The organism is Halalkalibacter sp. AB-rgal2, from assembly GCF_041821005.1.
Taxonomy (GTDB): domain Bacteria; phylum Bacillota; class Bacilli; order Bacillales; family Bacillaceae_D; genus Halalkalibacter.
Genome location: NZ_JBGUAV010000023.1, coordinates 63,876 through 75,375, shown reverse-complemented (window position 1 = coordinate 75,375; position 11,500 = coordinate 63,876). Strand labels below are relative to the sequence as shown.

Annotated in this window: 13 protein-coding genes and 1 other annotated feature; of the genes, 1 reads left to right on the top strand and 12 read right to left on the bottom strand. The window is 38.5% G+C overall.

Annotated elements, in window-relative coordinates; all coding sequences use genetic code 11:
- Nucleotides 1-16 precede the first annotated feature (16 nt).
- The 11 genes from ACERJO_RS16210 to ACERJO_RS16160 all read right to left on the bottom strand — a co-directional run bounded on the left by ACERJO_RS16210 (nt 17) and on the right by ACERJO_RS16160 (nt 9,420).
- Complete coding sequence (locus ACERJO_RS16210; protein WP_373648138.1) at nt 17-433, bottom strand: universal stress protein; 417 nt, start codon at nt 431-433, stop codon at nt 17-19.
- A gap of 249 nt (nt 434-682) precedes the next feature.
- Complete coding sequence (locus ACERJO_RS16205) at nt 683-2,143, bottom strand: SulP family inorganic anion transporter (protein ID WP_247107163.1); 1,461 nt, start codon at nt 2,141-2,143, stop codon at nt 683-685.
- A 373-nt stretch (nt 2,144-2,516) separates the two neighbouring features.
- A complete protein-coding gene (gene arsC / locus ACERJO_RS16200; protein WP_373648137.1) occupies nt 2,517-2,936 on the bottom strand; it encodes an arsenate reductase (thioredoxin) in 420 nt (139 codons plus the stop codon).
- 84 nt (nt 2,937-3,020) lie between these two features.
- Complete coding sequence (locus ACERJO_RS16195; protein ID WP_252120828.1) at nt 3,021-4,328, bottom strand: arsenic transporter; 1,308 nt, start codon at nt 4,326-4,328, stop codon at nt 3,021-3,023.
- Nucleotides 4,329-4,347: 19 nt separating this feature from the next.
- On the bottom strand, nt 4,348-4,698 hold the full coding sequence (locus ACERJO_RS16190) for an ArsR/SmtB family transcription factor (RefSeq protein WP_373648136.1): 351 nt from the start codon (nt 4,696-4,698) through the stop codon (nt 4,348-4,350).
- A gap of 417 nt (nt 4,699-5,115) precedes the next feature.
- Nucleotides 5,116-5,400, bottom strand: a complete 285-nt coding sequence (rpmA, locus tag ACERJO_RS16185; RefSeq protein ID WP_247107166.1) for a 50S ribosomal protein L27 — start codon at nt 5,398-5,400, stop codon at nt 5,116-5,118.
- A gap of 5 nt (nt 5,401-5,405) precedes the next feature.
- A complete protein-coding gene (locus tag ACERJO_RS16180) occupies nt 5,406-5,747 on the bottom strand; it encodes a ribosomal-processing cysteine protease Prp (RefSeq protein WP_373648135.1) in 342 nt (113 codons plus the stop codon).
- A gap of 1 nt (nt 5,748) precedes the next feature.
- Nucleotides 5,749-6,057: a 50S ribosomal protein L21 gene (gene rplU / locus ACERJO_RS16175; protein ID WP_247107168.1), complete on the bottom strand. Its 309-nt coding sequence runs from the start codon at nt 6,055-6,057 to the stop codon at nt 5,749-5,751.
- Nucleotides 6,058-6,070: 13 nt separating this feature from the next.
- Nucleotides 6,071-6,148, bottom strand: a sequence feature (ribosomal protein L21 leader region).
- A 54-nt stretch (nt 6,149-6,202) separates the two neighbouring features.
- Nucleotides 6,203-7,702: an Rne/Rng family ribonuclease gene (locus tag ACERJO_RS16170; RefSeq protein WP_247107169.1), complete on the bottom strand. Its 1,500-nt coding sequence runs from the start codon at nt 7,700-7,702 to the stop codon at nt 6,203-6,205.
- A 70-nt stretch (nt 7,703-7,772) separates the two neighbouring features.
- Nucleotides 7,773-8,639, bottom strand: coding sequence for a M50 family metallopeptidase (locus tag ACERJO_RS16165; protein ID WP_373648134.1), 867 nt, complete (start codon nt 8,637-8,639; stop codon nt 7,773-7,775).
- Complete coding sequence (locus ACERJO_RS16160; protein WP_247107171.1) at nt 8,632-9,420, bottom strand: M23 family metallopeptidase; 789 nt, start codon at nt 9,418-9,420, stop codon at nt 8,632-8,634. Before ACERJO_RS16160 ends, ACERJO_RS16165 begins: the two co-directional genes overlap by 8 nt.
- A 245-nt stretch (nt 9,421-9,665) precedes the next feature.
- Between ACERJO_RS16160 and ACERJO_RS16155 the strand changes: the two genes are divergently transcribed.
- Complete coding sequence (locus ACERJO_RS16155) at nt 9,666-10,580, top strand: aldo/keto reductase (protein WP_373648133.1); 915 nt, start codon at nt 9,666-9,668, stop codon at nt 10,578-10,580.
- A gap of 121 nt (nt 10,581-10,701) precedes the next feature.
- Here ACERJO_RS16155 and ACERJO_RS16150 read toward each other — a convergent pair whose 3' ends face one another.
- Nucleotides 10,702-11,238 (bottom strand): MogA/MoaB family molybdenum cofactor biosynthesis protein, encoded by a 537-nt coding sequence (locus tag ACERJO_RS16150; RefSeq protein WP_247107173.1) that lies wholly within the window; start codon nt 11,236-11,238, stop codon nt 10,702-10,704.
- Nucleotides 11,239-11,500 lie beyond the last annotated feature (262 nt).

The following is an 11,500-nucleotide window of genomic DNA, read 5'->3' as shown; positions in this document are numbered from 1 at the left end:
TCTAAATTCATATAATTTATTTCACTATTAATACTGGTTTATCAACCCGCTTAGCAATCTTATGACTCACACTTCCTAATACAAAGGTTTGAAACTTGTTTAATCCACGGCTACCTACCACGACACAATCATAGTCGCCATCATTGGCAAACTTCACAATCGCTGGTCCTGGTTCTCCATGAATAATATGAACTTCATGGTCAATCTGTTTTTCTTCGATTAATTGAATAATCGGGGCTAGCATCTCCTTACGCTTACGAGCGACTTCATACTTACTTGAATGGGCTAAGATATCCGCCTTTGAGGTTGCACCATCAACCGCATAGACGACATCTATCCTTCCACTATTTAACTCTACGAGCTCGATAGCCTTCTCTGCTGAGCGAACAGAATGATCAGAACCATCTGCAGCTAACAAAACACGTTTAAACATTGCAACCCCTCCCTCTTTCTATTGTAAACGGTTTCACTCAGGAAGTGAATGGTAAAGTTTATTATTTTTTAGGGCATTTCCATTCATATAGAATACAACCTTCAATTTCACTTATTCCCTTCTCGCGTATGTTCCAAACATCCAATCAGAAGTCTTCATTTATGTTCATTCTATAACTTAAAGACGTTTCTTAATCAAAAAGACAAGCTACATTGAACGATTTGCTCACTATAGCTTGCCTTATTAACCTTAGTGACCTGACGCCTTCGACAACCCACCAATTTTATCTTTTAATTGTTCACTTTCGTTGTTTAAACCAACATAGGTGACCTTAATACCATTCTGTTCAAACTTACCTTCAATTTTATCAAGTGCTCCTATTGCAGAGTCATCCCAAAGATGAGCATTCGTTAAATCTATTACTACCTGTTTCACTGGAGGCTTGAAGTCAAATTGATTAACAAAATCGGTCACAGATGCGAAGAATACTTGACCAGAAACGCGGTAAACCTGCTTGTCTACTTCATTGACATTCACTTTCTCAACGTCTACCTTTGAAATCTTAGCCGCAAAGAAAATCATACTTAATAGCACACCCGCAAATACACCGATCGCTAAATTATGCGTAACAACAACCGTTACGACTGTTACGATCATGACAAGTGCGTCCGTACGCGGGAGCTTATGAATATTACGAACAGAGCTCCAATCAAATGTACTAAATGCAACCATGAACATAACACCGACTAAAGCAGCCATCGGTATTTGTATAACAAGGTTTCCTAACACTAAAATTAAAAACATTAAAAATACACCAGCAACTAATGCAGACAGTCGCCCACGACCGCCAGACTTCACATTAATAACCGATTGACCGATCATCGCACAGCCTGCCATCCCACCGAAGAAACCTGATACAATGTTAGCAATCCCTTGGCCACGGCTCTCTTTATTCTTATCGCTTTCTGTATCTGTCATATCATCGACAATGTTAGCCGTTAATAAAGACTCAAGAAGACCAACAATTGCTAACGCTAATGAATATGGCAAAATAATCATTATTGTTTCAAGGGTTAAAGGAATACTTGGAATTAAGAACATAGGTAATGCTTGCGTTAAGTTCCCCATATCTCCGACTGTTGACACATTAAACCCACCAAATATTGCAATGGCCGTAATAACAACAATCGCAGCTAGCGCTGAAGGGAAAGCTTTCGTAATACGTGGGAGTCCATAAATAATAAATAACGTTGCCGCAACTAACACATACATCAACCATGTTGCGCCTTCAAATTGCTCTAGCTGTGCCATGAAGATTAAAATCGCAAGTGCATTAACAAATCCAACCATAACAGAGCGTGGAACAAATTTCATAATGCGTGCTAGCTTAAATACACCGAATAAAATTTGTAAAATCCCCGTTAAAATTGTAGCAGCCAATAAATACTGTAAGCCATGATCTGCAACTAATGTAACCATTAAAAGTGCCATTGCACCCGTTGCAGCTGAAATCATCCCAGGTCGTCCACCGACAAAAGCAATGACGACGGCAATACAAAAAGAAGCATACAACCCTACCATTGGATCGACACCTGCAATAATGGAAAAGGCAATCGCTTCTGGAATCAATGCAAGCGCCACGACAAGACCAGCGAGTACATCTCCCCTAACATTGCTAAACCATTCCTGTTTAATTGTTTGTAAATTCAATTCTACATCTCTCCTATTCTATTGTTGTATAGTGACTTTTGACTCTCACAAAAGTCGGGTCCGTTGTTCACAAGCTGTATCATAACATCATTCTCATAAATATCAAACTACGATGTAAGCGTATATCATAGATTAAATACTCTTAAATACTCAACGATTCATAGATTTTCATACAAAATCATAAAGTTGTCACATTTTCTACATTACACCCTTCCTTTTTTATCATAAAAAATGTGCAATTTTTTTCTTTACATGTCTTTCCTATTCCCTTGATTGGACTTCTAAATATTTATAAATTAAATTTATGCAAGTAAAAATGCCATAGGCTAGCTCCCCTATGGCATTTCATAATATTACTATTACTAACAGATGTTTATTTCCCTTCCTCTGCAAAACTTTTGATTCGATCGCCAATTTCATCACGTACACGTTGGAAGAAAGCCCATTTTTCTTCATCTGTTCCTTTTGCCTTCGCAGGATCATCAAACCCCCAATGTACACGCTCTTTATTCGGTGGTGTTGCTGGACAAACATCGTTTGCATGGCCACATAGTGTCACAACAAGATCAGCTTTATCTAATAATTCGCGATCAATCGTATCAGACGTTTGCTGCGAAATATCGATATCAGCTTCTTTCATTGCCTTCACTGCATTTGGATTCACACCATGTGCTTCAATTCCTGCAGAATAAACCTCGTATTGATCACTTAAATAATACTTTCCCCAGCCTTCAGCCATTTGGCTTCTGCATGAATTTCCTGTACATAAAAAGTAAATAATTTTCTTAGACATACTCGATCCACTCCTAGTTTTTTTATAAGAACCTATTGCTTCGAGGTTGTTCAAAGAAGGATAAAACACTCTTTTTGAACAACTCTATAATAGTATATTTAACCATAAATAAAGGCCTACTAATGTTATGAATAAAGTAGGAATCGTCAAAATAATTCCAACCTTAAAGTAATAACCCCATGTTATTTTCATCCCTTTTTGCTTAAGAACGTGAAGCCATAAAAGAGTCGCTAATGAACCGATCGGTGTTATTTTCGGTCCAAGGTCCGAGCCAATAATATTGGCGTAAATTAAAGCTTCTCTCATTGCTCCGACCGTATTCGTATCAGCAATGGCTAGTGCATTAATCATAACAGTTGGCATATTGTTCATCACTGAAGATAAGATTGCGGCAATAAAGCCCATTGAAATCGTACCAACAAATAAACCTTGATCTGCTGTTACTTCAATTAATGAAGCAAGAGCATCTGTAAGCCCCACATTTCTTAGCCCGTATACAACGACGTACATCCCAATAGAGAATACGACAATTTCCCATGGAGCTCCCTTAATAATTCCTGCTGAACTAAGCTCTTCATTCTTTGCACTTCCATTTCGAAAAATGAAATAAAAGATAAGAGCAACTGGCATCGCAATAAATGAAACAGGAATTTCAAGAAACTCACTCGTAAAGTAACCTACTAATAGAACAGTTAAAATGACCCAAGAAAGATTGAATAGCCGTTTATCTTTAATCGCTTCGACAGGCTTTTTCAATTGTGACATGTCATATTGCTTTGGTATATCTTTGCGAAAGTATAAATATAGAACAAGAATACTTGCCCCTAATGCAAAGAAATTCGGCACAACCATCCGTGATGCATATTCAACAAAGCCAATTTCAAAGAAGTCAGCTGAAACGATATTCACCAAGTTACTAACAAGCAATGGCAATGACGTCGTATCAGCGATAAACCCACTTGCCATAATAAATGGTAATACCATCACATCTTTAAAGCGTAATGCTCTTACCATCGCGAGTACAATCGGCGTTAAAATAAGAGCTGCACCATCATTAGCAAATAAAGCAGCAACAACCGCCCCTAAAATAGAAACGTAGATAAACATTTTCAAGCCGTTTCCTTTTGCAAAGCGAGCCATATGTAGGGCAGACCATTCAAAGAAACCAATTTCATCTAAAATTAATGAAATAATAATGATAGCGACAAAAGTCAATGTTGCATTCCATACAATATCCGTAACAGCTAATACATCAGCAAAGCTAACGATTCCAGCGATTAACGCTAAAATCGCCCCAATCGTTGCCGACCAACCGATGGACAAGTTTTTCGGTTGCCAAATAACGAGTACAAGTGTAAATAGAAAGATCACTGATGCTAAAACGATATCCATGTTTCCCCACTCCTATCCTCTACTCACAGCAAACACGTAAGCCGCGTTTCTCTAAGTCTAGTAGTCTTTCTTTTTGATTAGGCAAATGCACCAATAATGATTGAATAAGTGGATAACCTTCGTGGGAAGAGTTGATTCGATAGAAAATCCATTGTCCTTTACGCTTTTCCTCCACTAATCCAACATCTCGTAATTTCCGTAAATGCTGACTGACAGAGGGCTGACTCATATTAAACAGCTCAACGAATTCACATACACAGCACTCATCCTCGTGAAGCATAGCCATCATCGATAAGCGTGTTTTATCACCTAGTAGCTTTAGCCATTTAGCAGCCGTCTCAATTTCAACTTCAGTATAAACATTTTCCATAGCCTCTCCTCCTTTTTTGATTATATAATTATATGCTTATATATGCAATTATTTTATTTATTATTTTCGTTTATCCTTCTTCTTTCCATTTCTAGAATCAATTCCGTTAATAATCTTCTCTGTTCTCTATCATTTGCATAGCATAGTTGATTCCGTAAATCCTGAATGCGATCTTTTTCCTTTTGCTTCAACATAAACGCCCCTTCATACCAATCCTAAACTTCATTATACATGTGTTAGTATTGACGAAATTATATATACTAAACAAAAGGATCGCTTTCAAAGCTTTATGGAAGCTTCGAATAAATTTAAGCTTAGCGTGCTTTCATACGAATTGACCTTACTCTTCAGCAACACTTTTCACTCCACACGAAAAAAAGCTAACAAAAGGTTTCCCCTTTGTTAGCCTATTCTTCTTTATTGAGCAGCTGGATATACACTTACTTGCTTACGGTCACGACCGACACGCTCGAATTTTACAACGCCGTCTACCTTTGCAAATAAAGTATCGTCTCCACCTTTTCCTACGTTCACACCAGGATAGATACGCGTACCGCGTTGACGAACTAGAATCGAACCACCTGACACTGCTTGGCCGTCTGCTCGCTTAGCTCCAAGTCGCTTAGATTCAGAGTCACGTCCGTTCTTTGTACTACCTACTCCTTTTTTCGATGCAAAAAATTGAAGATTCATTTTCAACATGGAATTCACCTCCCAAGTTTATCATTTATTTTAATAAATGCGCGGTATTCCTCAGCAATCGATTGTAAAGAGACAAGCATCCCCTCTAAAAGAAGCTGAATCTTCTCAAATGCTGCTTCATCTACATCAGATGGTACACAACAGCGGAGAAATCCACCTTCTTCCTTTGATTCTACATCTAACTCAATGTCACACAAAGTAGCAATTGCATTAAGTGTACCAATTGAGACTGCTGAAGCTCCTGCACAAACGAGATCTTGACCATATGGACCAGATTCGGCATGACCACTCATCGTAAAACAATCAATCATCAGATCATGATTACGACTAACGTCAACGATAATCATCTTACGCGTTAATCTTTTCGATTACGACTTTCGTGTATGGTTGACGATGACCTTGCTTACGACGATAGTTTTTCTTCGCCTTCATTTTCCAAACGATAATTTTCTTTTGGCGACCGTGCTTTTCAACCTTAGCTGTTACAGAAGCACCTTCTACGTATGGAGCGCCAACTTTGACATTGTCTCCACCTACGAATAAGATGTTATCGAAGCTCACTGTTTCACCAGCTTCTGCATCTACCTTCTCAATGTAGATTTCTTGTCCTTCTTCAACTTTAACTTGTTTACCACCAGTTTCAATAATTGCGTACATTCTCTGCACCTCCTCATAGACTCAGACTCGCCATCCTAGGTAGGAAGAATAATTCCTTTAAAAAACCTATTCTGTGCGGTTGTAGTTGTTTGGGTGCGACCAAATAACTAACAAGCGAAATTGTATCATAATGAATAGACTTATGTCAATTGGTCTTTAAGTGTTCCAATCGCTTACCTGCCTCTTCTAACGTCCCTAGAAAGCGGATAAGCGCTCCCGTTACTAGCCGTTTATTCGGATACAGAAGAATCCTTACACCTAACGCACTCTCTAAGTGCTTTACATGTTTACCGTTCGAACCAGAGAAAACGGATAAGATTGATGCAGGAAGTTCAACAACAATTGCTTCATGCTCTGTTCCTTTGTACTCCCAGAGCTGTCGTTCTAACTCAAAAGCCTGAGCTTCATTAGAGAGAACTACACCTTTACCTTGGCATGTTGGGCATGGCTTAGACAACGTATCCTGTAAGTTTTGTCTCACTTTTTTTCGAGTCATCTCCACTAGTCCTAAGCCGGTAATACCGACGACATTTGTTTTCGTGCGATCCTTCTTTAATTCATTTCGTAACAATCGCACGATCAAATCTCGATCTTCTTCACGACGCATATCGATAAAATCAATGATTACCATACCGGCAATATCTCGTAAGCGCAATTGTCTAACAATTTCCCTTGCCGCCTCTTTATTCGTTTGCCATATCGTTTCATTAAAGTCATTCTTCCCTGTGAATTTCCCTGTATTTACATCAATTACTGTTAAAGCCTCCGTTTGATCAATCGTAATGTATGCTCCACTTTTCATCCACACTTGCCTTTTTAAAGCTTTTTGAAGTTCTTTTTCAATGTGATAGGCTGTGAAAATCGCTTCTTTCTTTTTATAGAGTGTTATTTGGCTCTCACCATTTGAGTAGGAGGACAACCATTCCTTCATTCGCTGGTATTCATCAAAATCATCTAGAACGATCTCTTGAAGACCTTCAAACATATGATCACGAACGATACGTTCCGTTAATGTAACATCCTGATAAAGGAGGCGATTAGACGGTTTTTCTTCGATTCTTTTCTGTAATTGTGCCCATTTCCGTCGTTGATAATGTAATTCTTGCGTAACTTCAGTAGCTGAACGTCCCTCACACGATGTGCGAATAATTAAGCCTTCTTGATCTATGGTTAGTTCTTCCCCAAACGTACGCCACCTTTCGCGCTCCGTTTCTGATGAAAAACGTCTAGAAACACCTATGTAATTTCCATTCGGCATATAAATCATATAGTGTCCTGGAAAGGAAATAATTCCAGTTAACCGTGGCCCTTTAGAACCAAATGCTTCTTTTGTCACTTGAACGACTAATTCTTCTCCTTCATGTACAAATTGAGAAACAGAGCACTGCTTTTTCTTCTCTTCATCTTCAGCATCTGAATGATATGAAAGAAGGTCATCTCGATACAAAAAACCATGTTTGTCACGTCCAATATCAACAAATGCTGCTTGCATACCAGGTAACACTTTCACGACTCGGCCAAGATACACATTATGGACAATTCGCTCCTCGCCTGTTCGCTCAATCATCAACTCAGTCACACGACCATCTTCAATCAGTGCTGCCCGCTTTTCCCTTGTGGCTAAATTAAATACAATCTTTTTCACGATGAAACAAGCCCCTTTTCTACTTCCTTACCTTATTGTACACGATTGTTGGACAAAGAGGGAGCTATAGTCAGAATTGGGCCGGTTTAAGGTCACAAATCCGATGATGAATTCGTTTCCGGTCTAAATAAGCTATTCTAATGATCTCTTCATGTAGTTGAACATGCTTTCCAATCGCCGGATCAAAATAGTTATATGTAAGCGAAGACCCTCGCTTACAAAATTTAACCGCTTCTTTTACCGTTATCGAATTCGGTACGTGCACATTCGCTGACTTCGTAAATATAGGACTCGATTGTTTCCCTAATATGAATTTCATAAATGTGTAATAGCGCTGCTTCCAGTCTAAATAATGAATAATAAGAAGAAAAGTAATTATCATCCATAAATGAAGTGAGAAATAGATAACCGATGCAATGAAACACAGAACAAATAAAAAGAACAGTGATACATTTCTCATAACTGTAATCGCTTTTGCATATGGAAAACGATACATGAACAATAACTGCAAGAGCCTTCCTCCATCTAGAGGTAATATAGGCAATACGTTAAAGAGCAATATCATTATATTATGCCAAATAAATAATTGATGATCATACGTTGACCAAAAGGGGAAGGCTATAAAGTAATAGGACAGGGCCATCATCCAAAGATGCTGGATCGGCCCAGCCAAAATAACGATCAACTCTTCATGAAACGGTTTATTCGACGTATCCTCAACTTCTGCCACTCCACCAAAAGGAAGCAATTCAATTTTATAAATCGTCCATTTGAAAGAGCGGGCAGCCACAGCATGACCAAGCTCATGAATAAATACAATCGTGAATATCATAACCATCTCTTTAAAGTAACCAGTAATGAAGGCTGAGGCAATAACGATCCAAAAGAAAGGGTTGATTTTCACCTTTGTAAATAATTCTATTACAGCCCTAATCAAATGTGAGCACTTCACTTGGATTAATATATTCGTTCTCATTTTTCAATGCAAAGTAAAAAATTCCCCTCTCCGCCCCATCGATTGATTGCGCCGAACCAATTTCCGTCCCTGATTGAACATGGTCATATAATTGAACTTCAATTTCGTCAAGCATACCATAAATCGCTTCAGTTCCATCGTAATGTTCAATGACTACTTCTTTTTCTAATGAGCTACCATCAGTTTGTCCAATCGATCGTACGACTCCACTTTTGACCGACTCGATCCTAGCATGAATATCGGTTTCAATTAAAATACCTTGTCCGCTCTCTTCAAAATCCTCACGAATCGTCCCACTAGCAGGTAATGCATAAACGAACTCCACCTGTTCTTCAGGATCTCCTTGAGCAACATTTGCATCAATAGGAAGCAGTGCTAAAGGTCGGCCAAACTGTTTCTCATACCAGCTAGCAATAGCAGCAAATTGATATTCATTTTCAAATGTATGACGAACAAAATGTTCCACTCTCTCAGACTGAGGAAACTTAGATTGAAAAGCAATGCCAATTAGTAGAAAGAGAAGTCCTGCGACTAAACATCGAAAAATAAAAATATGAACCATATTTGTAGAAGGTTTGGTTTTATTTGGTCGATCAGACGATACAACGTCAACACTTTCTTGACCAAAATCATCATGCTTAGGGCTAGTCATGAACGTTTTACCACGTCGTCGTACTGTATCATCAATTACTCTTCTTCTTGACTCAATTTGTCTACGCACTTTATTCAGGTTCTTCGCCATTTTACCCCGTCCTTTTAGCACATTCTATATTGAACTATATGACTTGTCCTCTTAAGATATTCTCGAATCACAAAAAGAAACTCCGTATTGAAATAAATGTGACCTCCATTTTGCAAAGGAAACTGTTCGCTTTCTCGTTCAATACTCTGATAAGATAAAAGAATACCAATCAAATAAGAGGATACTAAAAAAGTTTGGTTTTTAACTTTTTTGGTGCCCTTATCAAGTAATGGAGGAGGGGTTTCATGGAGAAGCGTAGACTCGGCCAATCCAATTTAATCGTTAGTGAGATTGGTTTAGGCTGTATGAGCATTGGCACCAACATCACTGCAGCAAAGAAAGTGATCGAAGAGGCAATAGATCTAGGAGTCAATTACCTCGACACAGCTGATCTATATGATCAAGGTGCCAACGAAGAGATTATTGGCGAATTAATAAAAGATAATCGAAAAGATCTTATTCTTGCTACAAAAGCAGGCAATCGCTTTGAAAAAGGGAAGGATCGCTGGATGTGGGATCCTTCAAAATCACACATAAAAAGGGCGATCAAAGACAGTCTTCAACGTTTAAAGACAGACTATATTGATTTGTATCAGTTACATGGAGGAACTATTGATGATCCTATCGATGAAACAATCGAAGCTTTTGAGGAGCTAAAACAAGAAGGTCTTATAAGGGAATATGGCCTTTCGTCCATACGTCCAAATGTAATCAAGGAATATGTAAAACGTTCATCTATTGTCAGTATTATGATGCAGTATAGCTTACTTGACCGACGTCCAGAGGAATGGTTTCCATTATTAGAGCAACATGATGTCAGCGTAGTCGTTCGTGGTGCCGTGGCAAAAGGAATATTAACACCACGACCATTTTCGACATTACCTTCTAAAATACAAGCAAACGGTTATTTGTCCTACACAGCCAATGAGCTAAAGCTATTACGTGAACAGTTAGCCGATTATCCCACTTATTCAATTAATGAATTAGCCTTAAACTACGTTCTTTCGTCAAACGTAATCGCTTCAGTCGTTGCAGGTGCTAGCCGTAAGGAACAAGTAAAAGAGAATGTACAAGCCATTCGTGCAGATCTCTTACCTGCTCACATACTAGACGAATTAAAGCAGATCACAAAAAAAGACCTATACGAGCAACACCGATAACAATAATAACTCAAGTAAGGGCACTGAATAAGTTTATAAGTACTTATTCAGTGCCCTCCTCAGAGCCTCTTATTCCTAGATCTGAGCTATTAGTGCATGATATTTAATTTGTATTTTTGTTTTATAATGATGTACTTGTTACTCTCGCTTGATCAAGTAATATTTCACGGACTACTTGACTAATTTCGGGCATAATAATACGTTCCATTGCCAACTTCACAGCTCCTGTTGCACCAGGCATCGAGAAAATAGCCTTACCATCTCTCACACCAGCAACAGCTCGGCTAAGAATCGCTGCCGTCCCTACTTCTTCAGCAAAGCTTAAATGACGAAAAAGCTCGCCAAATCCCGGCATTTCTTTGTCTAAACTATCACGAACCGCTTCATGTGTCGTATCATTTAGACCAATTCCTGTACCACCCGTAATGAGAATGGCATCAATATCAGCGCGAATAGCAGCTATCTTGATCCAATGCTGAATATGACTGTAATCATAGCCGACCATTTGATACTCCGTAACAGAATGACCTTCTTTTTCTAACATCGAGCGAATAAGCTGACCATTCTGATCATCCTCATACGCTGAAACATTTGATACTGTTAAAACCATACAACGAATTGATTTAGTTGATTCATCCAGGTGCTCATCAAGAGTCATAGATTAATGTTCCTCCCTCACATTTCTTTCTACACATAAGCATATCATAGCTTTTTTAGACTTTGGTTTAAATGACTGAGATAATGCTTCTCATGTTCAAAAAGCGAAGAATATTAAGTCGTAGTCAGCTGACGATCATATAGACGAATTATTCAATCATAATCTAGAAAATTGCGAACAAATGAACATTTTTATACTTTAACAACCTTTCTTTTAGCCAGTTTCGGCTCACCACTCCATCAGAGAGTAACTTTAAGAAAAA

Bases quoted from the DNA above. Each gene is read 5' to 3' on its own strand.
- ACERJO_RS16210 (WP_373648138.1), bottom strand. From the start codon at position 433: ATGTTTAAACGTGTTTTGTTAGCTGCAGATGGTTCTGATCATTCTGTT.
- arsC (WP_373648137.1), bottom strand. From the start codon at position 2,936: ATGTCTAAGAAAATTATTTACTTTTTATGTACAGGAAATTCATGCAGA.
- ACERJO_RS16195 (WP_252120828.1), bottom strand. From the start codon at position 4,328: ATGGATATCGTTTTAGCATCAGTGATCTTTCTATTTACACTTGTACTC.
- ACERJO_RS16190 (WP_373648136.1), bottom strand. From the start codon at position 4,698: ATGGAAAATGTTTATACTGAAGTTGAAATTGAGACGGCTGCTAAATGG.
- rpmA (WP_247107166.1), bottom strand. From the start codon at position 5,400: ATGTTGAAAATGAATCTTCAATTTTTTGCATCGAAAAAAGGAGTAGGT.
- ACERJO_RS16180 (WP_373648135.1), bottom strand. From the start codon at position 5,747: ATGATTATCGTTGACGTTAGTCGTAATCATGATCTGATGATTGATTGT.
- rplU (WP_247107168.1), bottom strand. From the start codon at position 6,057: ATGTACGCAATTATTGAAACTGGTGGTAAACAAGTTAAAGTTGAAGAA.
- ACERJO_RS16160 (WP_247107171.1), bottom strand. From the start codon at position 9,420: ATGGCGAAGAACCTGAATAAAGTGCGTAGACAAATTGAGTCAAGAAGA.
- ACERJO_RS16155 (WP_373648133.1), top strand. From the start codon at position 9,666: ATGGAGAAGCGTAGACTCGGCCAATCCAATTTAATCGTTAGTGAGATT.
- ACERJO_RS16150 (WP_247107173.1), bottom strand. From the start codon at position 11,238: ATGACTCTTGATGAGCACCTGGATGAATCAACTAAATCAATTCGTTGT.